20 protein-coding genes are annotated in these 21,724 nt (G+C 69.3%); 4 read left to right on the top strand and 16 right to left on the bottom strand.

Annotation, left to right across the window (positions count from 1 at the left end):
• Positions 1–79 precede the first annotated feature (79 nt).
• On the top strand, positions 80–610 hold the full coding sequence (locus FDZ84_RS17200) for a PPA1309 family protein (RefSeq protein WP_168586738.1): 531 nt from the start codon (positions 80–82) through the stop codon (positions 608–610).
• A gap of 49 nt (positions 611–659) precedes the next feature.
• Here the strand turns inward: FDZ84_RS17200 and FDZ84_RS17195 are convergent, their stop codons facing one another.
• Complete coding sequence (locus tag FDZ84_RS17195; protein WP_168586737.1) at positions 660–1,685, bottom strand: PDZ domain-containing protein; 1,026 nt, start codon at positions 1,683–1,685, stop codon at positions 660–662.
• Between the two features lie 229 nt (positions 1,686–1,914).
• Between FDZ84_RS17195 and FDZ84_RS17190 the strand changes: the two genes are divergently transcribed.
• Positions 1,915–3,336, top strand: coding sequence for a zinc-dependent metalloprotease (locus FDZ84_RS17190; protein WP_168586736.1), 1,422 nt, complete (start codon positions 1,915–1,917; stop codon positions 3,334–3,336).
• Between the two features lie 174 nt (positions 3,337–3,510).
• Here FDZ84_RS17190 and FDZ84_RS17185 read toward each other — a convergent pair whose 3' ends face one another.
• The gene (locus tag FDZ84_RS17185; protein WP_168586735.1) at positions 3,511–4,077 is read right to left on the bottom strand and encodes a M48 family metallopeptidase; all 567 of its coding nucleotides are present in this window, start codon (positions 4,075–4,077) and stop codon (positions 3,511–3,513) included.
• Between the two features lie 228 nt (positions 4,078–4,305).
• On the opposite strand from FDZ84_RS17185, the gene FDZ84_RS17180 reads away from it, so the two are divergent.
• A complete protein-coding gene (locus tag FDZ84_RS17180) occupies positions 4,306–4,455 on the top strand; it encodes a DUF5679 domain-containing protein (RefSeq protein ID WP_010693945.1) in 150 nt (49 codons plus the stop codon).
• Between the two features lie 334 nt (positions 4,456–4,789).
• Positions 4,790–6,100 carry an AarF/ABC1/UbiB kinase family protein gene (locus tag FDZ84_RS17175; protein ID WP_168586734.1) on the top strand — a complete coding sequence of 437 codons (1,311 nt, stop codon included), beginning with the start codon at positions 4,790–4,792 and terminating at the stop codon, positions 6,098–6,100.
• Between the two features lie 276 nt (positions 6,101–6,376).
• On the opposite strand, the gene FDZ84_RS17170 is transcribed toward FDZ84_RS17175, so the two are convergent.
• From FDZ84_RS17170 to FDZ84_RS17105, 14 genes are all read right to left on the bottom strand, one after another.
• The gene (locus tag FDZ84_RS17170; protein WP_168586733.1) at positions 6,377–7,255 is read right to left on the bottom strand and encodes a class I SAM-dependent methyltransferase; all 879 of its coding nucleotides are present in this window, start codon (positions 7,253–7,255) and stop codon (positions 6,377–6,379) included.
• A 251-nt stretch (positions 7,256–7,506) separates the two neighbouring features.
• Positions 7,507–7,725, bottom strand: coding sequence for a hypothetical protein (locus FDZ84_RS17165; protein ID WP_168586732.1), 219 nt, complete (start codon positions 7,723–7,725; stop codon positions 7,507–7,509).
• A complete protein-coding gene (locus tag FDZ84_RS17160; protein WP_168586731.1) occupies positions 7,722–8,108 on the bottom strand; it encodes a WhiB family transcriptional regulator in 387 nt (128 codons plus the stop codon). Before FDZ84_RS17160 ends, FDZ84_RS17165 begins: the two co-directional genes overlap by 4 nt.
• A gap of 123 nt (positions 8,109–8,231) precedes the next feature.
• Positions 8,232–8,444: a hypothetical protein gene (locus FDZ84_RS17155; RefSeq protein WP_168586730.1), complete on the bottom strand. Its 213-nt coding sequence runs from the start codon at positions 8,442–8,444 to the stop codon at positions 8,232–8,234.
• A gap of 147 nt (positions 8,445–8,591) precedes the next feature.
• Positions 8,592–10,679, bottom strand: coding sequence for an ATP-dependent DNA helicase UvrD2 (locus tag FDZ84_RS17150; protein WP_168586729.1), 2,088 nt, complete (start codon positions 10,677–10,679; stop codon positions 8,592–8,594).
• A gap of 267 nt (positions 10,680–10,946) precedes the next feature.
• Positions 10,947–11,873: an NAD(+) diphosphatase gene (gene nudC / locus FDZ84_RS17145; protein WP_210435598.1), complete on the bottom strand. Its 927-nt coding sequence runs from the start codon at positions 11,871–11,873 to the stop codon at positions 10,947–10,949.
• Between the two features lie 25 nt (positions 11,874–11,898).
• Positions 11,899–13,266, bottom strand: coding sequence for a pitrilysin family protein (locus FDZ84_RS17140; RefSeq protein ID WP_168586728.1), 1,368 nt, complete (start codon positions 13,264–13,266; stop codon positions 11,899–11,901).
• On the bottom strand, positions 13,263–14,591 hold the full coding sequence (locus FDZ84_RS17135) for a pitrilysin family protein (protein ID WP_168586727.1): 1,329 nt from the start codon (positions 14,589–14,591) through the stop codon (positions 13,263–13,265). Before FDZ84_RS17135 ends, FDZ84_RS17140 begins: the two co-directional genes overlap by 4 nt.
• Positions 14,592–14,725: 134 nt before the next feature.
• The gene (locus FDZ84_RS17130) at positions 14,726–15,511 is read right to left on the bottom strand and encodes an ESX secretion-associated protein EspG (protein ID WP_246869063.1); all 786 of its coding nucleotides are present in this window, start codon (positions 15,509–15,511) and stop codon (positions 14,726–14,728) included.
• A gap of 117 nt (positions 15,512–15,628) precedes the next feature.
• Complete coding sequence (locus FDZ84_RS17125) at positions 15,629–16,993, bottom strand: hypothetical protein (RefSeq protein WP_168586725.1); 1,365 nt, start codon at positions 16,991–16,993, stop codon at positions 15,629–15,631.
• Between the two features lie 16 nt (positions 16,994–17,009).
• Positions 17,010–17,546, bottom strand: a complete 537-nt coding sequence (locus FDZ84_RS17120) for a DUF3558 family protein (protein ID WP_168586724.1) — start codon at positions 17,544–17,546, stop codon at positions 17,010–17,012.
• On the bottom strand, positions 17,543–17,956 hold the full coding sequence (locus FDZ84_RS17115) for a hypothetical protein (protein ID WP_168586723.1): 414 nt from the start codon (positions 17,954–17,956) through the stop codon (positions 17,543–17,545). Before FDZ84_RS17115 ends, FDZ84_RS17120 begins: the two co-directional genes overlap by 4 nt.
• A 270-nt stretch (positions 17,957–18,226) precedes the next feature.
• Positions 18,227–19,684 carry an RNA-guided endonuclease TnpB family protein gene (locus FDZ84_RS17110; RefSeq protein WP_210435597.1) on the bottom strand — a complete coding sequence of 486 codons (1,458 nt, stop codon included), beginning with the start codon at positions 19,682–19,684 and terminating at the stop codon, positions 18,227–18,229.
• A gap of 16 nt (positions 19,685–19,700) precedes the next feature.
• Positions 19,701–21,323: a DUF2207 domain-containing protein gene (locus FDZ84_RS17105; protein ID WP_210435596.1), complete on the bottom strand. Its 1,623-nt coding sequence runs from the start codon at positions 21,321–21,323 to the stop codon at positions 19,701–19,703.
• Between the last annotated feature and the right edge of the window lie 401 nt (positions 21,324–21,724).

Below are 21,724 nucleotides of genomic sequence, written 5' to 3'. Positions count from 1 at the left end.
TGGATTAAGCGGACATCTTTCGCAGGTCATCGGTTCGGCCGACGGGAGGCGCCGACCCCGGCGGTGCGACCATGTCGGCATGCCACCGGAGACCCCCGAAGACCTGGCCGCGGCGCTGACGTCGGCCGCCCGCGAGATCGAGGAGTTCGTCGACGCCGCGGGCTGGGACCAGCCCGCCCAGGTGTTCGCCCTCGTGTCCACCGGCCGCCTGCTGGCCGCCGAACCAGGGCTGGCCGACCAGCTCGACCCGAACGCGCCGCTGACCCCGATCGCGCAGGAGGCGCTGCCCGCCGAAGACCTCGCCGAGGCGCTGGGCCGCATCGAGTGGCCGGAGCAGGTGTCCGGCTGCGCGCTCGTGCAGGAGATCGTGGTGCTCCCGCCGGAAGCGGAAGCGGAGCTGCCGGGCGACGCCGAGGAGGCTCGGCAGATCGCCGCGGAGCACCCGGAGCGCCGCGAGGCGCGACTGGTCGCGGCGGTACTGCGAGACGGCGGCGAAGCGTGCGTGATGCGCCTGCGCGCGCCCAGCGCGGAATCCGGCGGCGAGGTCATCCAAGACCCGTCGCTCGCCCCGAACCTGCTCACAGCCCTCCACGCCACATTCGCGGAGTGACCCTTCCGGCTTCAACGGGGGCCAGCGCGCTGATCCCCGTTGAAACCGGTCAGCAGCTGGCCGGGACCTGCCCGTTGCGCACTTCTTCGAGGGCCTTGGTCGCGTCGTCGAGGGTGGCGACCTTGGCGAGCTGCAGCCCCTCCGGGGCCTGCGACTTGGCCTCGGCGCAGTTGTCCGCCGGCACCAGGAAGGTCGTCGCGCCCGCTTCGCGTGCCTTGACCATCTTGAACGGGATGCCGCCGATCGCCCCGACCTGACCGGTCGGGCTGATCTCCCCGGTGCCCGCGACGAACTTGCCGCCGTTGAGCTCGCCCGGGGTCAGCTTGTCGATGATCGCCAGGCTGAACATCAGCCCCGCCGACGGGCCGCCCACGTCGGCCAGGCTGATCTTGATGTCGAAGTTGACATCCGGCCGCTCGATCGCGGCGACCCCCAGGAAGCCCTGCGGGTCGCCGCCCGGGTTCGCGCCCAGCTGCACGTCCGCGACCTGTTCGGGCTGGTCCGCGTGCCGGAACCGGATCTCCGCCCGGTCACCGGGCTTGGTGCCGACGAGCGCCGCCCGCAGCGCCGCCGGGTCGGTCACCGGCTTGCCGTTGGCCGACAGCAGGTGATCGCCGGGTTCCAGCACGCCGTCCGCCGGGCTCCCCTTGACGATCTCGCCGGCCAGCACCTTCGTCGGATAACCGAGGTAGCGCAGGGCTGCGGTCTCGGCCGTGGTCTGCGAGTCGTTGAACGCCTTGGTGTTCTCCTGCTCGATCTGCTGCTCGCTCTTGTCCGGCGGGAAGTACAGCTCGCGCGGCGCCAGCGCGTACCGGCCGCTCACCCACAGCCCCAGCGCGCCGAACAACGACAGCTGATCGGTCACCGACACCGTCGTCATGTTCAGATGGCCACCGGTCGGGAAGGTCTGCTGACCGTCGATGCTGATGACCGGAACGTTCCCGTCGAGCCCGAGGGTGTCGTAGGTCGGCCCCGGCCCGAGCGCCACGTAGGGCACCCGGACGAACGCGCCGAGCAAGCCGAAGACGACTACCAGTACGACGCTTGTCAGCAGCGTCCACGTGCGGCGGTTCACGAGGTGACAGCGTACGTGTTCGCCTCCACGGCGTGTTCAGACCGCACGGCCCGCAGGCCCTGACCAGCGAAAACCGGCCACGGCCTCCGGTGGTCAGAGCCGGCAGTGTTCTTCCCACCCCCGCACGCCGCATCGCGTCGGCATGCCACCCGTGAACCTTTTAGGTGTTCGCGGCGAGCGAGCTTCGGACACCTTCTGTGAGGCGGCGCTTGCCGCGTACGGTGGAACTATGACCAACTTGCCGTTCGGGTTCAGCTCGCAGGACCCCGACGATCCTGACAAGGGCGACTCGTCGCAAGGCCGCTCTGAGGGCGGCGCCGGAAACCCCGGAGACTTCCCCGGTTTCGGTTTCGGCGGCATGCCCGGACCGGGCGGCATGCCGAACTTCGACATCGGCCAGCTCGGCCAGATGCTGACCCAACTCGGCCAGGCGCTCAGCCACTCCGGCAGCGGTGGCTCCGGCCCGGTGAACTACGAGCTCGCCAAGCAACTCGCGGTGCAGCAACTGCACAACAACCAGCGCACCGAGCGCCCCAGCCAGGACCAGGTGAAGGCGATCGAGGACGCGGTCCGGCTAGCCGAGCTGTGGCTGGACGCCACCACCTCGCTGCCCGCCGGAGTCCGCTCGGTGCAGACCTGGTCGTCGGTGGACTGGGTGGAGAAGACCCTGCCCACCTGGCAGCGGCTGTGCGACCCGGTCGCGCAGCGGATGTCCAGCGCCTGGCTGGAGGCGCTGCCCGAGGAGGCGAAGCAGGCCGCCGGCCCGCTGCTGTCGATGCTCGGGCAGATGGGCGGAATGACCTTCGGCTCGCAGCTGGGCAACGGCTTGGCCCAACTCGGCGGCGAGGTGCTGACGTCCACCGACGTCGGCCTGCCGCTGGGCCCCGCCGGTACCGCCGCCCTGCTGCCCGCCAACATCGAGCGCTTCATCGAAGGCCTGGACCGGCCGATCAGCGAGGCGACCGTGTTCCTCGCCGCCCGCGAGGCCGCGCACCACCGCCTGTTCAGCCACGTCCCGTGGCTCGGCCAGCGGCTGCTGGCGACCGTGGAGGAGTACTCCCGCGGCATCCACATCGACACCGCGGCGCTGGAGGACCTGGCCGGGAAGATCGATCCAGCCAACCCGAGCTCGATGGAGGAGCTGATGGGCTCCGGTGTCCTCGAGCCGAAGACCACCCCCGAGCAGCAGGCCGCGTTGAACCGGCTGGAGACGTTGCTGGCGCTGGTCGAGGGCTGGGTCGACGTGGTCGTCGCGTACGCCGTCAGCGAGCGGCTGCCGGGCGCCGGCGCGCTGGGCGAAACCGTCCGGCGGCGGCGGGCCAGCGGCGGACCGGCGGAGCAGACCTTCGCCACGCTCATCGGCCTGGAACTGCGGCCCCGCCGGATGCGGGACGCCGCGAACCTGTGGCGGCTGATGACGGAGCGGCACGGCATCGACAGCCGGGACCGGGTCTGGGACCACCCTGACCTGCTGCCGGACAGCTCGGACCTGGACGAGCCGCTGGACTTCGCCGACCGCTGGGGCGCGGGTTCGGCAGACCTGGACGACCCGATCGCCGCGATCCGCCGCGCCGAGGCGGACGAGGCGGCGAAGTCCGACGACGAGGGCGACGACGGGGGCGACGACTCGTCGAAGCGCGACGGGAGCTGAGCCCCGGCACGCTGCGAGCGGATGGGCACCTCCGGAAGTCCGGAGGTGCCCCTGTCCTGCACAGATCGGCTCGGCTTCAACTCGGCTAGCGGTGCAGGGTGGCAGAACCTCAGGCGCCTCACGGCTGACCCACCCGCGGTGAAGCCGCGTGACGTGCCGAAGCTGCGCGGGCCCTCAGCAGCCCACCGGCGCTTCGGCGTCGTCGTCCGCGTCGTCGTCCAGACCGATGCCGAGCTGGGCGGCCGCCGAGAGGCCTTCGAGGTAGCCGATGGCCCGTTCGGTCTTCGGGTACCGGCGCACCCACTTCCAGAAGTCGGCGCCGTGGCCAGGCACCAGCAGGTGCGCCAGCTCGTGCACAAGCACGTAATCGAGCACCCATCCAGGTACATCTCGGAGGCGCTGACTTACCCGAATGGTGGCATCGGCCGGCGTGCAGGAAGCCCACCTCGTGCGCATCGGTGGCACCCACCGGACACCCTGCGGTTGCGCGCGGCCGTCGAGGTACTTCGCGGACAGCTCGCCGCACCGCTCGAACAGCGCCTCGTCGGATTCCCGCGCGGGCGAGCGCCGACGCGTCTCACTGCGCTGCAGGCGGCTGAGCATGTCCGCCACCCAGCGCTTTTCCTCCGCTCGGCTCATCCGCGCCGGAAGCAGCACCACGATCTTGTCGCCGTCGCGATACGCGCTCACCGTCTGCCGGCGGCGCTTGCTGCGGCGCACCTCGACCTGGGGTTCAGCCACGGGAGTGGACCTTAGCGAGTGGCCCCGACAAACGGTTCCCCCTGTGAGCCGATCCTCAGCGTCTACGCATCGTAAACCCCCCGAGGGATTACTCCGTTAAGTCGAACATGCGATGCTCTTAATGCATGCATGTCGAATGATCCACATGTACCGTTCCCCCAGCCGCCCGGAGGAGGGCCGCAGACGACCCAGCGACGACGCTGGATCACGAGATGAAGGAGGGGAGCCGTGGCCGAGACGTACAACGGCTACTGCGTGAAGTGCCGGGAGAAGCGCGACTTTTCCGGTGAGGTCTCGGAGACCAACGGTCGCCGGATGGCCAAGGGCACCTGCCCGGTCTGCGGTACCAAGATGACCCGCATCCTCGGTAAGGCGTGACCGGGCACGGGTGGGCCGCCGCGAGGCCGCCCACCCGCCCGTACCGCCGACGCGCTTCGCCCCAGCGTTCGACACGCACCGGCCACGCGCCGGGACGTTGCAGGGATACACGCGTGTTCAGCGCGAATCGGCGGTTCCAGGGCTCGAAGTGCTAGCTCGCTCCCTCTTGTTCGGTGGAACGACGACTGCGCCCGGTGGCGCAAACATGGCGTCCAACGCGTCGATCACGGTCCAAGGCGCCGCAGGAAACCTCTAGCATGTGACTGGGCTTCTCGATTTCGAATGAGTCTTCGGACATCGAGAGGGTTTTCCTGCGCGCACCAAAGGAGAATTCGTGGCCGACATCCCCCGCCGGGCAGCACACCGCACCGCGAAACTCGCCAGTCTGCCGCTCGGTGTCGCAGGCCGCCTGGCCGCTGGTTGGGGGAAACGGCTTACCGGGCAGAACCCCGCGGAGATCAGCGCCGACTTGTCGGCGAAGACCGCGGAGCAATTGTTCGCGGTCTTGGGCCAGCTCAAGGGTGGCGCGATGAAGTTCGGCCAGGCCCTGAGCGTGTTCGAGGCGGCCGTGCCGGACGAGATGGCCGGCCCGTACCGCGAGGCGCTGACCAAGCTGCAGTCGGCGGCCCCGCCGATGCCCGCCAGCAGCGTGCACCGGGTGCTTGACGAGCAGCTCGGGCGCGCGTGGCGGAAGCGCTTCGCCGAGTTCGACGACACCCCGGCCGCGGCCGCGAGCATCGGGCAGGTGCACCGCGCAACCTGGCATGACGGACGCGAGGTTGCCGTCAAGGTGCAGTACCCCGGCGCGGACGAGGCGCTGCGCTCCGATCTGCGCCAGCTGATGCGCTTCTCCCGGCTCTTCCAGTCCTTGGCACCAGGCGCCGAGGTCAAGCCGCTGCTGGCGGAGCTGCAGGACCGCATGGTCGAGGAACTCGACTACCGCACCGAGGCCGACAACCAGCGGGCGTTTGCCAAGGTGTTCCACGGCGATGACGACGTCCGGGTGCCGGCCGTGGTCGCCAGCGCCCCGAAGGTGGTCGTCACGGAGTGGGTGACGGGCAAGCCGTACGCGCGGATCATCGCCGACGGCGATCGCGCGGAACGCGATGCGGCGGGTCGGCTGCTCGCCGAGTTCCACTACTCCGCGCCAGCCCGGGTGGGCCTGCTGCACGCCGACCCACATCCCGGCAACTTCATGCTGCTGCCGGACGGCAAGCTCGGCGTGATCGACTTCGGTGCGGTCTCCCGGCTGCCCGACGGCCTGCCCGCGACGTTCGGCCGCATGATCCGGCTCGCGCTGGAGGACAGGCCCGCGGAGCTGCTGGACCTGCTGAGAGCGGAGCGGTTCGTGCAGGGCGACCGGGAGATCCAGGCCGAGGACGTGCTGGCCTACCTGGCGCCGTTCGTGGACCCGGCCCGGACGCCGACGTTCCACTTCACCCGGCGCTGGTTGCAGCGCCAGGCGGAGCGGGTCGGCGACCTGCGCAGCCCGGACTTCCGGACCGGGCGCTCGCTGAACCTGCCGCCGGACTACCTGCTGATCCACCGGGTCACGCTCGGCGCGACCGGAATCCTCTGCCAGCTCGACGCAGAGGTCGGGGCCCGCGACATCATCGCCCGTTGGCAGCCGGGCTTCAGCGACTGACCCCGGCGCTGAATCTTCCGAAGGGAAATTGCGGCCACTGGTCGGCCTCAGTCCTAAGCGCCTGTCGGCGAATGCCGTCCGCGCCTTGGAAGCGGCGTAGCCGCTTGCATTCACTTGCCAAGGCGACCATCGGCGGGTTCTGAGAGGTTTTCTGGCGAGGACGGCCCCTCCGCCGCGTATTGGACATACATCAGGAGGGGCGCCCGCAGTCCAGGGAACCGCTCAGGTTCCGCTAAGCGACCACCCACCCAGACCATTCACCAACAGGCGCTAAATCTAAGGTCGGGTGCCGAGGTGGACCGTGTTGGCCGTGAGGTAGTACACGTCGTCGCGGTTCCCGGCGTAGTCCTCGCCCGACTCGTCGAGCAGCTGGTCGAGCGCAGCCAGATCCGCCGCTCCGACGCGGTTCTCGGCGTCCCGGCGGAGGAACTGCAACCGGCGCAGCACAGCCTGGCGGGCGGCTCCGGAGACCGGAGCCGGACGGTCCACGAGGTAGCTCCACGACCGCACCTCGGCCAGGCCGACCTCGGACAGGGCCTTCCCCCACCCGATCGGCAGCCGGACCGAGCCGGTCATCTCCGCCCGCATCTGCCGGAACCAGTCCTCGCGACCGGCGATCAACCGGGCCTCCAGACCGGGCTCGCCGAGGCCGACGTCCGGCGGCAGCACCCTCGTTTCGAGCCCGAACTCGACGACCGCCAGCCGCCCGCCCGGGCGCACCAGCTTCGCCAGGCGGCGCAGCCCGGTTAGCTGGTCGGGCAGGTGGTGCACCACGAACGCCGCGAAGACCAGGTCGGCTTGGACCGGAGCACCGGCCCGTTCGAGGGCTTCGACCAGCGAGTCCTCGGCGGCGTCCGCCTGGACGGCATGGACCGCCACCCGGTCGGAAACCCGCCTGACGCGGTCACCGGCCGCCGCGAGCAGGTGCGGTGCCGTGTCCACGACGGTCAGCTCGCCGCCCGAGTCCGCCAGCGCCGCCGCGAACGCCGCCGCCGTCCCGCCCGCCCCGGCACCGACCTCGATCACGGTGCGATCGGCCGGGCGCAGCAACTGGGCGACGAGTCCGGCGATCTCCGGCGCGTTCAGCTCGTCGCCGTCGCGGAGTCGCTGCAGGTGCTCGTCCCAGTCGATGTTGTCATGCGAATGTCCGGCCACGGGGCATCACGATACGGTCAATACCCCGGCAGGTGCTTGGAGTTTTCAAGGTGCGCGAACCGTCGAGCACGCAGCGAGGTTCGTTCGGCGGAGCTGATTCCCAGCCGCCGCCACGACCGTGGGGTTCCCGACCGGTGTGCCCGGCCGGGAACCGTCCGAATGAGACGGCGACTGGAAATCCGTTTGGTGCGGGATGGTTCAGCGTCGCGCGACTACCTTCGCCCGCCGAGCCGATCCCGGCTTCGGCGGGCTCAAGAACATCGGGCTGCGCGTTCCGCGCGCCGACCGGCGTAATCGGCGAGCCAACGCCACCAGCGGCCGGCGGATATCTGCCGCGCCAGCCGTTGTCGGTGCGCTTCGTCCATCAGCTCGTTACTTCGTATCCGTGACAAGTCCTCGGGCATCAACATTCGTACCTCGTCCTTCATCCGGGTGTCGGTGATGGGTTCGGGAATTCGGTTGTAGGTCATGCCGCCTGCTCCTGACGCCGTCGCTCGGCCGCGGCGGCGGCCGGTGCCTCGGTCGGCAGCGGGTGCTTGCGTGGGCGGCCGCGGGGGCGCTTGCGGGCGACCACCGCGCCCCGCTCGAAGATCTCGCCGCCCCAGACCCCCCACGGCTCGCCGCGCGACAGCGCACCGGCCAGGCATTTGGTCTTGATCGGGCAGTCGGCGCACAGCGACTTGGCCTGGTCCAGCTCCCTCGGGTTCTCGGCGAACCACAGGTCCGGGTCCTGACGGCAGGGCAGGTGGCTGTCCAGCGCCGTCGCGGGGCTGTCGAAGAGGCCGGCCACGGTGTCCCCGTCCGGCAGCAAGCCCTCGCCCGCGCTTGCTATCGGCACACTCGCGGTCAACATGAAACTTCCTCCTGTAGTCGGTCGGCAGCAGTTTGTGGTTGTGGATGGCGGAAAACCAGGAACAACAAGAAGGCCGCGGACCCGATGCGGGGTCCGCGGCCTTCGAGAAGCCTGGGGAGATTCCTAGATCAGTGGATCAAGGAATCGCCAAAAAGCGGACCGCCGTGGGTCGACCACGGTCAGCGGCAGCGCGCGGAACCAACGCGGGTTGAGCTTTCGGCCATAGCCGGCATCGTGTTCGGCAACAGCTGGGAACGGCGCGAAAGTAACGCGGAACAGCGCGATTGCCCCGGCCATGAGGCGGCTCGGGGTGCTCGACATCAGAATCGTGGACACCAAGGCCACCTCCCTTCGGGCTTCAGGCCGGGGTTTCTTCCAACCACGGCTCGCGCTCTTGCAGGTTATTGGCACACCCGTGCCGGTCGCAACGTATTTTTCGAAGAAACCGCTCGATCGTCTGAAAAACCTGCGTCACCAGGCATTTCAGGGCGTGTCGCGGCGCTCACCCTGGATCAGCGCGAGCACGTCGGAGCCGAACTTCTGCAACTTCGACGCCCCGATCCCGGAGATACCCACCAGTGCGGTCTCGTCCAACGGCCGCTGCTCCGCGATCGCGGTCAGCGTCGCGTCGGTGAACACCACGTAAGCGGGGACCTTCAGCTGCCGGGCGCGTTCGCTGCGCCACGCCTTCAGCTGCGACAGCAGGTCTTCGTCCACATCGGACGGACAGTCGGCGCAGCGGCCGAGCTTGATGTCCATCGTGCCCGCCAGCGTGGCGTTGCAAATGCGGCAACGCGGCTTCGCGGACTTCGCCGGTCGCGACAGCAGCTCGCGCTGCTTGACCTTGTTGGGCAGCGCCGCCGGGTGCTCGTCCGGCACCAGGCTGTACAGGAAGCGGCTGCGTCGCCGGTAACGGCGCCCACCCGCGCGCGCCAGCGCCCACGACAGGTAGAGGTGCTCGCGGGCGCGGGTGACCCCGACGTAGAGCAGGCGGCGTTCCTCCTCGACGCCGGCGTCGGTGTCGGCGTGCTGGATGGGCAACGTGCCTTCGACCAGCCCCACCAGGAAAACCGCGTCCCACTCGAGGCCCTTGGCGGCGTGCAGCGAGGCGAGGGTGACGCCTTCGACGGTCGGCGGGTGCTGGGACTCGGCTCGCGCGTCCAGCTCCGCGACATAGCGGGACAGGCCCGCGTCGGGCACCGTCGTGGCGAGCTCCTCCGCGAGCTCCACCAGCGCGATCAACAACTCCCACCGCTCGCGCGCGGCACCACCGGCAGGCGGCTCGTCGGTCAGCCCGACCTCGCGCAGCACCGAGCGGACCGTCGCGGGCAGGTCCTCCGCTTCGGCGCCGTGCGCGACTGCGGCGCGCAGCGTGACCATGGCCTGCCGCACCTCCGGGCGCGCGAAGAACCGCTCACCACCACGCACCTGGTAGGGGATCTCGGCGTCGGAGAGCGCCTTCTCGTAGACCTCCGACTGCGCGTTGACCCGGAACAGCACCGCGATCTCCGACAACGCAACACCGCGCTTGGCCAGCTGCGCGATCTTGCGGGCGATCGCCTCGGCCTCGTCGGTCTCGTCGTCGTACTCGGCGAAATCCGGGCGCGGCCCGTCCGGGCGCTGCCCGACCAGCTTCAGCCGCGTGCCGGCCGGCCGCTCCCGCGCGGCACCGATGACCTGGTTGGCCAGGCCCACCACCTGCGGTGTGGACCGGTAGTCCCGTTCCAGGCGCACCACGGTCGCTTCCGGGTACTTGCGCGGGAAGCCGATCAACCACTTCGGCGAGGCACCCGCGAACGAGTAGATCGTCTGGTTCGCGTCGCCCACCACCGTGAGGTCGTCGCGGTTGCCCACCCAGGATTCGAGCACCCGCTGCTGCAGCGGGTTGACGTCCTGGTACTCGTCCACGACGAACGACCGGTACCGGCTGCGGAACTCCTCGGTGATCTCCGGCTGGTCCTCCAGGATCGCCACGATGTGCAGCAGCAAGTCGTCGAAGTCCAGCACCTGCGCCCGGTTCTTCAGCTGCTCGTAGGCCGCGAACGCCTTGCTGAGCTGCTCCGGCAGCACCGGCACGTCCCGCCCGGCGGCGGCCGCGGCGGCCGGGTACTGCTCGGGGCCGACCAGCGACGACTTGGCCCATTCGATCTCGCCGGCCAGGTCACGGACGTCCTCCCGCTCGGTGGACAGGCCGAGCTTGTTCGCGGCCTGCATGACCAGCCGGAACTTGTTGTCGGTCAGCTGCCACATCTGGGTCTCGTGCACCCGCGGCCAGAAGTAGCGCAGCTGCCGGAAGGCCGCCGCGTGGAAGGTTTGCGCCTGCACCCCCGCCGCGCCGAGCGCGCCCAACCGGGTGCGCATCTCCCCCGCCGCCCGGGCCGTGAAGGTCACCGCCAGCACCTGGTTCGGGGCGACGAGCCCGCGCTGCACGAGGAAGGCGATGCGATGGGTGATCGTGCGGGTCTTGCCGGTGCCCGCACCCGCCAGCACGCACACGGGGCCGCGTGGTGCGATGACCGCCTGCCGCTGCTCCGGATCCAACCCTTCCAGAAGTCGCGGCTGCTCGGTCATGCCCGGCATCTTCGCAGACCGCCTCCCCCGACCGGGGGCACACCCCAGCACCCTGCGCCGCGTGTCGGAGGCCTCCAACGAGTGATTCGCACTCGTTCACCCGGGTGGCGGTCAATTTCTCGCGAAATTGACACCCCCGGGTGATCACAACATTCGAGCGATGATCGGGCTGCGGGTGCCCGAAACCGCGGCATAGAAATCCTCACCGCCGTGCCCGGATACCGTCGGAGGGCTGGCCGGGGAGGCGCCCCGACCAGCCCTTCCGCGTCAGTCGTTCCAGGTGGCCCAGCCCTTGATCATGCGGTAGGCGATGGACACCCCGGGCGGGAGCCGCAGCCCGTCGACCGCCGCGCCCGCCGACTCCAGGGCCGCCCGGACCGTGTCGCGGTGCACCCAGCGGGCGTCCTCGATCTCGCCGTCGGCCGGCGTAAGCGGCGCGGACCGGTCCGCGATCGCGGCGAAGCCCAGCATCAGCGACCGCGGGAACGGCCACGGCTGGCTGCCGAGGTAGCGGACGTCCGAGACCGCGACACCCACCTCCTCCGCGATTTCGCGCGAGACGCAGGCTTCCAGCGACTCGCCGGCCTCGACGAACCCGGCCAGCACCGAGTACCGCTCCGGCGGCCAGATCGGCTGGCGGGCCAGCAGCACATGGTCCGCACCGTCGTGCACCAGGCAGATCACGGCCGGATCGGTGCGCGGGTACTCCTCGCGGTCGCAACCCGTGCAACGCCGCGCCCAACCGGCGCGGACCCGCGTGGTCGCCGCCCCGCACACCGCGCAGTAGCGGGCGCTGTCGTGCCAGCCGAGGAGGCCGACCGCGGTGGTGAACAACCCGGCGTCGGTGTCGTTGAGCAGACCACCGCCGGCGCGCAGGTCCCGCCAGTCGTCCTGGGAACCGTCGTGCTCGCTGCGCAGCGCCCAGTAGCTGATCTCGCCCTCAGCGCCGAGCAGCACCGCATTCGGGGCCGGACGTTCGCCGAAGTCGCTCGCGGGGTGCACCACCAGCCGCGAATCCGGGCCGATCCGGGTTCGTCCCTTGGCGTCCACCAGCACGACCCGACCGGTCGACCACAGCTCCGCCCCGCCGTCTGGGGTCTCCCGCAGCGTCTCCCGGCGATCCACGGTGGACCTGGACAGCAGGGGCGCGGAGTCCAGCTGGAAACCCGCCCCGGCGACCACGTCGGAAATCATTTGCCCGCCTCACCGTCCAACCACGTCATGGCAACACCACACCCCCGAGCAGTCGAAGCTGGTCGGCGAGCTTGTCCGCGTTGCCGACGACAACGCCGGTGAACGCGGTCGGGCTGAAGCGCCGCGCCGCCTCGCCCACCTGCTCGACCGTGATCGCCCGCAACCGCTCGGGGTGCGCGAGCAGCCAGTCCTGCCCCAGGCCCGCCGCGGCCAGCGCGACGAGCGTGGACGCCATCCCGGACTGCGAAGCGGTCGAGGTGAGCAGGCTCCCGATGGCGTACTGCCGGGCCGACTCGACCTCCGATTCGGTCGGTGGCACTAGCGCCAACCTGGCCAGCTCGTACCGGGTCTCCAGCAACGCGGCCGCGGTTACCTCACTGGCGGTGTCGGCGTCGACGAGGACCGTGCCGTTGCCCCGGGTGAACTCGAACGACGAGTGCGCGCCGTAGGTGTAGCCCTTGTCCTCGCGGATGTTCTCCACCAGCCGTGAGGAGAAGTAGCCGCCGAAGACCAGGTTCGCGATCTGCAGAGCCGGGTACTGCGGGTCGGTGCGCGGCAACGCCTGGGCTGAGAACCGCAGCTGCGACTGCACCGCGCCGGCCCGGTGCACCAGCCGGACGTCGCCGCCGCGAACCGCCGGCAGCGACGGGAGTTCGCGCGCGGTGTCCTCGGACTGCCAGCCTGCCAGGTTGCGCTCGACGGCAGCCACCGCCTGGTCCGGGTCGATGTCGCCGACCAGCGCCAGCACCGAGCCCCGCGGCAGCACTGCTTCGCGGTGCAGCGTGCGGACCTCCTCGACGCTGACCTCGGCGACGTCCTCGGCCTGCGGCACCTCGCGGACGAACGGGTGGTCGCCGTAGCGGTGCCGCTGCAGCTCCTCCCGCGCGATCACCCGCGGCTGCGAGCGCGCGACGGTGATCCGCTCGACCAGCCGGGCGCGCTCCCCCTCGACCTCCGCATCGCGGTACACCGCGCCGGTCAGCGCATCCGCGAGCACGTCGAGCAGGGTGTCCAAGCCGGTGGCCAGCGCGTCGCCGGTGATGCTGAGCCGCTCCGGATCGACGGTCGCGTGCAGGTCGCCGCCCACCGCTGCCAGGTCCGTGTCCACCTGCACGCGGCTGCGGCGCTCGGTGCCGGTCAACAGCGCCTCGGCCAGCAGCTCGGCGCGGGCCGGGTGCTTCTGTTCCGCACCGGCGAACGGGATCCGCAGCCGCAGCTCGACCATCGGGACCACGCCGTGCCGGACGGCGATCACCCGCAGCCCGTTGTCCAGCACGGTGTCCACGGCGGCCGGTGCGCGGCCGATGCGGGGCTCGCCGAGCGGCGGCAGCGGCCGCGGGCCGAGCTCGGTGCGGCCGATCTCCTCGGCACTCCGGTGCGTTGCGCGGGTCATGCCGCACCTCCTGTCGCGTTCTCGTCGCCTGCGGGTTCGATCTCCAGCACCGCGCGCGCATCGGGCCGCAGCGCCTTCGCCGCCGACGCGACACCCTCCGCGCTGACCTTGCCGATCAGCTTCGGCAGCTCGGAGATCAGCTCGGCGCGACCGTGCAGCAGCTCGGCGCTGCCCAGGTCGAGGGTCCGCGTGACCACCCGGTCGTGCTCCCGGTACAGGCTGGCGGCCCAGCGTGCCGTGACGCGGGACAACTCGTCCGCGCTCGGGCCATCGGTGGCCAGCTTCTCCAGCTCCTCGTCGATCGCGCCGACCACCCGGTCGAGCTCGACCTCCGGGGTGTGGATGGCGGTGACGGTGAACGTATCCGGGTCGCGGGCGTCCAGCGGGGCTCCCATCAGGCCGCAGCCGGCGTGCACGTCCACCACGAGAGTGTCCTGGTAGACCAGGCGCTGCTGCAGGCGAGAGGCATCGCCGTCGGACAAGATCGCCGCGAGAACCACGTTCGCCAGGTAGGCATCGAGTTCGGAGACCGGGTCGGGCAGGCGGTGACCCAGCGCGACGGCGGGCAGTGGCGCGTGCGGGTCGGCGTGCTTGCCGCGCAGCTCGCCGGCGGGGAACGGCTCGCCGAAGGACGGCCGCGGCGGGAGGTCGCGCGCCGGCACGTCGCCGAAGTGCTTGTTGACCAGGTCGATGGTCTGCTCGACGTCGATGTCACCGACGATGGTCAGCACCGCGTTGCCCGGCGCGTAGAAGGTGTCGAAGAACGCGGCGCAGTCGTCGACGGTCGCCTGTTCCAGGTCGGTGAAGTCGCCGTAGCCGTTGTGCGCGTTGGCGAAGGTCGAGTAGAGCACCGGCGGCAGCAGGATCCACGGGAACCCGCCGTAGGGGCGGTTGAGGACGTTGAGGCGAATCTCCTCCTTCACCACGTCCACCTGGTTGCGCAGGTTCTCCTCGGTGATCTTCGGCGCCCGCATCCGGTCCGCTTCGAGGAACAACGCCCGCTCCAGCGCCGCCGACGGCAGCACCTGGTAGTAGTCGGTGTAGTCCTGGTGCGTCGAACCGTTGAACGTGCCACCGGAACCCTGCACGTGCCGGAAGTGCGCGAGTTTTTCCAGGCTCTCGCTGCCTTGGAACATCAAATGCTCGAAGAGGTGCGCGAAACCGGTGCGCCCCTCCGGTTCCGAGCGAAAGCCCACGTCGTAGTGCACGCTGACACCGACCACAGGGGCCTGCCCTGACGATGCTCGGCCCGCTGCCGAGTCCGGTGCCAACACCACGCGCAGCCCATTGGGCAAGGTAACGCGATGCAGCTGGGGTTCGACCATGCCATGCAGCCTACGTGCGGACTGTCAAGCCGTGCGTTCCCCCTTCGCCACTCTTCGTCGTTTCGTGATGACCCGGCGTAGGTGGCGAATTTCCTCCGCGCAGCATCCAGCGGCGGTAGAGCGTTCGGGCGCGGTCAGCGGACCTGGGCGATGAGGGATTCGATCTCGGCGCCGATCGTGCGCGCTTCGGCCGGCAGGATCGCGAAGACCTGCTCGCCGGAGCTGCCGCGCTCGACCCGGTTCAGGTAGCGGCCGTCCGGCTCGTTGTCGAACCAGGACACCACCTGGGAACGCTTCCGGCGGCCGTATTGGTCGCGGGTGCTCGCCGACATCTGGCCGATGCGCGCGTGCGGCGCCTTCCCGATCGCCTCGTAGAGCGCGACCTGCTGGTCGCCGCTGCTGCCGCGGCTCGGGGTGGCCGACTGCATCACGCTCATCTGGTCGTAGTCGTCCGGCTGCGGCTGCCGCACCAGCGAACTCTGCGGGACGCGCACCGGCCCCTGGCCGCCCGGCTTGGTGGGTGGCAACGTGGCCAGCAGGACCTGCGGCAGCGGGGCGTTCTCGTGGACCTCGACGGTCAGCATGCCGCCGCGCTGCGGATCCTCGCTCGGTGTCTGCACGCCGAGCACGACCCGGTTGCCTTCGGTGAACACCGCGAGCGCCCGCCAGCAGTGATCGGAGCCGACCTGCGGGAACCACAGCGAGTCGACCCACAGGTACGGGTTGGCCAGCGTCTTGAGCGCGGTGACCAACGGCGGCGCGACCTCGTCGTTGATCACGACTCCGGCGGCGTCCATCCGGTCCAGCTCACCGATCGCGATCTGGCTGAACTGATCGGCGGTGTACCCAAAAGAACGGCTGCTCAACGGCAAGGTCAAACCGTCGATCTTCAGGTACTTGAGCACGATGTCCAAGTGCACCGGCTGAAGCTGCCACCGCCCCAACACGCCCACTGTTGTTTCTCCCCTTGTGAGTTCGCCCGCTGCAAGCGTGACCGACCGGTGGTGCCGAAGCCGGCGCCACCGGTCAGCACCGGATCATTCGCCGAGCACCGGCGGGGCGGTCTTCGGCATGTCGTTCATCCAGATGTCGTCCTGCTCCTCGAGCCAGGACGGGCGCTCGTGCTCCTCGTCCTCGCCGCCCTTGCCGCGCTGACCAGCACCACCCATGCCGCCCATCGCGCCTCGTCCGGCACCGGCACCTCGAGCACCTGCACCGCCGACCGCACCCGCGCCGGCGCCGAGTCCACCGACACCGGCCCGGCCACCGGCGCCCAGGCCACCGGCTCCGGCGCCCAGCCCGCCGGCCATGCCACCGACCATCCCGGCACCACCGGCGCCGCCGCCGGGGAGACCACCACCGGCGCCACCGCCGGGGAGCCCGGTTCCGCCACCGCCGGGGAGCCCGGGCTGATCGGCCCACTGGCTACCGGTTCCGGAAGGCGTGGTGTAGCCGCCACCGGGGATACGGCTACCGAGATTGTTGGGGTCGTATGCACCGACGGGGAGCCCGCGGTCGGGAATGCCACTGCCGGGAATACCACCGACGGGAACACCGGTACCGATGCCACCGCCGGGAAGCTTCCCGGTCCCGCCGCCCGGCGTCCCGCCGCCGGTTCCACCACCGGGATCGCCGGGACCACCACCGCCCCATTCCGTGGGGGGCGGGGGCGGCACCGGCGGCGGCTCCTTGATGTTGCCGTCCGGCCCCTTGTACTGCGGCATCTTCGCGTCGACCTGGGTAAGCGTGGGGCTGTAGACGCGCGCCATCGTCTCCTGCGCGGCCTTCTCCGCCTGCTCCTGCTCCTCCATCTGGCTGAGCGCGTTGATGCCACCGCCGGCGATACCGAACGGAATCGAAGCGGAAGCGGCCTCACCCCAACTGAAGCCCTGGGGCTTCTCGACCATCTTGCTGGCCTGACCGGCGGCCTCACCCGCGGCGTGCAGGTTGTTCCCGGTCATCTCGAAGGCATCGGCGCTGGCCTTCATCCAGTCGGAAGCGGGCTTGCCGACCTCACGAGCGTTGCTCGCGGCCTCGCCTTCCCAGCCCCCATCGACGATCTTGGCGAGGTCCGTGGCGTAGTTGTTCCCGCGCTCGCGCAGTCCCGTGGCCAGCTTCTTCCACGCCTCGGCGACCTCACCGACCTTGCCCTGGTCGATCGACTCCTGGTTGGTCTGGTAAATCTGCGCGTGGCTGAAGCCAGACCAGTTGAGGCACTGCGTGATAGCCGGCGAGTCGTAACTCGTGACGTTGAGGCCGGAGTTCTGCTGCGCCAGCTGGTTCTGCTGCTGCTGGGCGACGCGGCTGGCCTCTTCGCCGTGCTTCTTGCGTTCCTCCTCGGCAGCGCTCTCCCAGCCGAAGACCCGGGAACCCGCGTTGTCGAGGGTTCTGAGAAGTCCCATCACTCCCCCTGTCTCGTCACTTCGGCAGCCGAGAAGCCGTTTGGTCGACGATCTTCTCCGCTTCGGCGCACGCATTCACGGAATCGGCCATGCGTCCAGAAACTCCGTAAATCACAACTCCACCGCCAGCGTCCACTAGCACGTTGCAACCACCTGTGCTTCCACCACCAGGAACAGTCGCGATCGCGGCAGAACGCCCGCCTATGGTCTTCTTGTCGAACCGCTCCCAGTTACCGCTCTGCTCATAGGACGCCACAGTCTCGTCCACGTTCTTCTGGAAGGTGAGCGACATCTTCTCACCCTGCCAGCGACACCCCGGCTCGAAGCTCACAGGTGAGAAATCCTTGCCCTGCTCCGGTAGCCCCCACGAAGTCAAGTCAGCAGACTGAAAGAAGGTGCACGGGTCGAACTTCTCCAGTGCAGCGCCGCCCGTCTTCGTGGTCGGCGCCTGCGTGGTATCGCCGTTGCCATTGCCACCAGTTCCACACGCGGACAGCCCGACGAGAGCAACGCCGGCAGTTGCAACGACAAGGGACCGGACAAGCTTGTTCACTGAATACCTCGCCTCAGATCATCAGCGTTCTGTTCGTCTGTGGCACGGTAGTCCTTGGCGGCGTCACGGAAGGCTTGCGCCTGCTTCGCCAGTTCCTTCTGCAGCTCACGAATCAACGGCAGAGCGCCCGCACTCCCGTCCGTAGCCTTGTCCTGGAACCGCTGCGCCAACTGCTTGCCGTCAGGCCAGTTACCGAGTCCGGTGACGCGCTGCAACGCAGCAGCATTGTCGTACAGCTCGTTCAGCGCATCGATCTCTTCGTCGCATCGCTTCGCAGCCTTCTCCGCGACCTCGGGATCGAGCATCAGCTTGCCCGCACCGACCTGCTGATTGATCCACTGCGTCTGGCCACCGATCGCCTTCAGCCCTTCCTTGGCTGCGGCGAAGCCACCTGTGTCTGCGCTTGTCATCCCAGACCCCTCTGGACTCTGCGATCTCCCCCGGAAACGATGAACACTTTAACCTGACGCAGAGGCGTCCGTAGCGGTTCCCAACAAACCTAAAGCAGCTCTGGCATCACCCGTTCAGCCGCAGGTCACGACCTTGTCACGATCTGGCTCGATACGGTTGCAGACAGCGATCGCGCGAGATGTGAGAGTCGAGCACATCTGGGACTAGTCAACTTCTCGGCCCTGAAGGGCCGAGCTTGCGGCTAGCTGAGGCTGCCGCATCTTGATCGGCTATGCGCCGACCGGGACGCGTGACTCACGCCCCGCGTTCCACACAGCATTGCCCCGCTGGGCGATGTTGCGGGAAGCGTTGCGGTCGGCGTGCTGAGCGTGGCCGCACGACCGGCAAGTGAAAGACCCCCGCGACACACGGTTCTTCTTGTCCGTGTACCCGCAATCCGCACACATCTGTGATGTGTACGCGGGATCGACGTAGACCACCGGCACCCCAGCCATGTTGGCCTTGTAGACGATGAACTGCCCAAGCTGGTCGAACGACCAGGAGTGCAGCGTGACCCGCTCAGGCTTACGGAGCCGTACCCGCTCGCGGATCCCCTGGAGTTCTTCCAGGGAAATACCGCGTCCGGTGCGCTTGGCCTCGGTCACGATCGTCTTCGAGATGCAGTGGTTGATGTTCTTGACGTGCCGCGCTTCCTTGCGGGCACGGGCCTTGAGCCGCCGCTTGGCGGCCTTGGTCTGCTTGGCTTGAAGCTTGGCGCGCAGGGCGATCTGGCGTTTGCGGTACCGGTTGAGGCCACGCCCCGCCGCTTGGTAACCGCTGCTGGCGGTGGCAATGTTGACGATGCCGAGATCCACACCGATGAACCCGGTCGGCTCGTACCGTTCGGCCTCGGGGATGTCCACAGTGACGGCAAGCAACCACATGCCGTCACGGCGCATCAGGTCACACTCGCCCCGCTTGAACCGGGCGAGCCTCGCAAGATCCTTTTCGGAGCCGGTGAAGGGGATGTTTTTCATCCGCCCTTCAACGGTCCACAGGGAGATGGTTTTTTTCTCCAGCGCGAAGGACAGATTCCGCGCGTCGTAGGGGTGCGCGCTGTCCAGGCGGAAGGAGATGGGCTTCGACTCCGCTTTGACGCGGCGCTCGGACCCTTGTTTGCCGAGGTTCCCGGCCTTGATGTTCGCCTTCAAGGTTACGTAGGCGTCGCACACCTTCTTGATGATGTGCTGCGCAGCCTGGGATCCGATCCCGGCTTCGCGGAGGTCGTTGTAGGTCAGTTTGCGCAGGTCGTAGTTGCGCTTCACGTCGCGGTCGAAAGCGACCTCGGAGACCTTGTTCGCTTGCTTGTTGAGTGCGCACAGGGTCGACTCCAGCACGGATACCTGCCTGGCATCCGGCTCAAGCTTCACCTGCACGACAATGTTCATACGACACACGCTACCACGTAGATCGTTTGAAAAATGCCGGTCGTGTTCCGCGATTCCTCCCCGCCCTGAAGGACCAGGGTTCCTCGCTTGAAGATGCTGAAAGGATCGACATGTGGTGGCTCGGGTGGGCAGCGCGCTGCGGCGAAGGTGGAATGCCATTCCGGAGCGGCGTTTTTCGTCGTCGGGCTGGTGCGCGACTGCTCCGGGCAGCATGCCGGGAGCGGTCGGGGCAGTCTCACCGTCGCGCAGGTCATGGTCGCCGTCGAGCGGGCGCGGTGTGCCGAGTACGTCGGTCGGCACCGGTTGCGCGAGTGGGTCAGCGCTTGACGGTCTCGTTCAGCTTTCCGACCAGCACCGGGAAACTCCGCCGGAAGTTCTGCAGGTTCGGGGTTTCGGCCGGGCTTCCGTACCAGTACAGGCCCGGCGTTCCGTCCGCTCCCGGGTCAAGTTCCGCGAACTCCTCCAGCCAGCGGTCCGTTTCGCCCAGCACCACCGCGTACGGCAATGAACGGGAGAACACCGTCTCGCGGTCCTGCGTCGGCAGGGAGCTCGCCGAGACGTCGTGCAGGTAGCCGCGCAAGCCGCGCACCTGCACCACGAGCGCGCTGCCGCGGCGCGTTCGGGCGGGCATCAGGCGTGCGCTGAACATCATCGCGATGCCGCCGATCACCACCCCGATCCCGAGCAGCGCGAGGGAGCTCGTCAGCGCCAGTACCGCCGTCAGCGCCGCGCCGCCGATGATCACGCCGAGCCCCGTCCACCAGAACCGGTTCCGGTCGGCGTCCGGCCGCCGCGCGAACCACTGCTTGTCAACGACCTCCACGTACAGCGCCGTTCGGACCGGGTTGGCGTCCAGGTCGCGGAGTTGGGACAGCTGCACCTCCGCGGCTTCGCCGACGAGCAGGTCGTAGACCGCTCGCTCGAACGGCCGCAGCGACTCGTCCGCCGGGTTGAGCCGCACGATTCGCCAGTCCTGCTCGGGAAGTTCCTCGATCCACAGGTAGTTGCGGACCGCCAGGTCGATGATCGTCGCGGTGATGTCGACCGGATCGACCCGCTCGTCGATGACCGTGCCGATCTGGCCGGGCAGCACGCCGTCCGGGGAAGCGAACGTGATCGCGCCCCGTGAGTCGGTCATCAGCAACTCGACCTGGCCCGCGTCCTCGGCGAACGCTTGCACGTCGCGGCCGCGGGCGTACCAGACGAGGCCGAGGCCGCCGATCAGCAGCAGGCCGATCCCGGCCAGGCCCGCGGCCGTCGCCGGCGTCAGCGAGAACGCCCGCGCCAGGCTGAAGTACTCCTCGGTCACCGCGTTCGCCGGCACGGTGCCGGCCGGGACCTTGAAGGCGATGTCCATCCGGTCGCCGGGCTTCAGCCCGTACGTCAGCGCGTGCATCGACTGGGTGTGGGTGATCTCGAACTGGGCGCAGCGGTCCGCGCTGCCCAGCGGGCCGGCCAGGCACATGATCTCCTGCGGCACCTTCGGCGACAGCAGCGACACCTCGACGCGGTCCACCGGCACGTTCCAGCCGCCGGACACCTGCCAGCGGACGGCTTGCAGATCACCGGCGTCGGCCACGGCGCCGCGGACCGAGTACTTCAGCGTCGAGACCCCCGGCTGCAGCGTCAGGTGCGCGTTGTCGGAGTCCACCTGAACCGCGCCGCCGCCGTCCACCACCGCATCGGAGACGGTGAACACGCGGTCCGCGCCGGGCCCTGCGGACTGCCGCAGCGGCATCGTGCGTTCCACGTGCTGACCTGGGGGAACGTTGATCTGCTCGGTGACCGATACCTGGCCGTCGCGCTCCAGCTTCAGGTGCACGCTGCTGGAAACCGCGCCGGGCAGCGCATCGACCGGCTGCTCCTGCGCCGCGGCTGTGCCGGGCGCGCCCAACAGCATTCCGGCCAGTGCGACGGCCAGTCCCCATTTGGTCAACACGGCACGAACGATAGCGGCCCATCGCTAAGCTCTGGTCCGCAACGGTGGGATTGATATGAGGAAGCCGGGGGGAAATGACTGCTCCGTGGCGGCCCGCTGAACCTGGACCGATCGTCCACACTCGACACTCCGCGAGGAAGACCGCATGACGCAGCCCAGGCCACCGCGCGGCCCGCAGCAGCCGCCCCGCCAGCCCTGGCCGCCGCAGCAACCTCGCGGCCCGCAACAACCGCCGAACCCACAGCAACCTCGTGGCCCGCAGCCGCCCCCGACCTCTCGGCCGCAGCCGCCGAGCCCCCAGCCGCCACGTGGCCCCCAGCCGCCGAACCCACAGCCGCAACGCGGCCCGCAGCCGCCCCCGCCCCTCCGACCGCACGCGCAGCAGCCGCCTCGGCCGCCGC

The organism is Saccharopolyspora sp. ASAGF58 (assembly GCF_012277335.1).
Lineage (GTDB): Bacteria > Actinomycetota > Actinomycetes > Mycobacteriales > Pseudonocardiaceae > Saccharopolyspora > Saccharopolyspora hattusasensis.
This window is presented reverse-complemented; position numbering and strand designations above follow the sequence as displayed.

Bases quoted from the DNA above. Each gene is read 5' to 3' on its own strand.
- FDZ84_RS17200 (WP_168586738.1), top strand. From the start codon at position 80: ATGCCACCGGAGACCCCCGAAGACCTGGCCGCGGCGCTGACGTCGGCC.
- FDZ84_RS17190 (WP_168586736.1), top strand. From the start codon at position 1,915: ATGACCAACTTGCCGTTCGGGTTCAGCTCGCAGGACCCCGACGATCCT.
- FDZ84_RS17165 (WP_168586732.1), bottom strand. From the start codon at position 7,725: ATGACCTACAACCGAATTCCCGAACCCATCACCGACACCCGGATGAAG.
- FDZ84_RS17160 (WP_168586731.1), bottom strand. From the start codon at position 8,108: ATGTTGACCGCGAGTGTGCCGATAGCAAGCGCGGGCGAGGGCTTGCTG.
- FDZ84_RS17150 (WP_168586729.1), bottom strand. From the start codon at position 10,679: ATGACCGAGCAGCCGCGACTTCTGGAAGGGTTGGATCCGGAGCAGCGG.
- nudC (WP_210435598.1), bottom strand. From the start codon at position 11,873: ATGATTTCCGACGTGGTCGCCGGGGCGGGTTTCCAGCTGGACTCCGCG.
- FDZ84_RS17140 (WP_168586728.1), bottom strand. From the start codon at position 13,266: ATGACCCGCGCAACGCACCGGAGTGCCGAGGAGATCGGCCGCACCGAG.
- FDZ84_RS17135 (WP_168586727.1), bottom strand. From the start codon at position 14,591: ATGGTCGAACCCCAGCTGCATCGCGTTACCTTGCCCAATGGGCTGCGC.
- FDZ84_RS17125 (WP_168586725.1), bottom strand. From the start codon at position 16,993: ATGGGACTTCTCAGAACCCTCGACAACGCGGGTTCCCGGGTCTTCGGC.
- FDZ84_RS17115 (WP_168586723.1), bottom strand. From the start codon at position 17,956: ATGACAAGCGCAGACACAGGTGGCTTCGCCGCAGCCAAGGAAGGGCTG.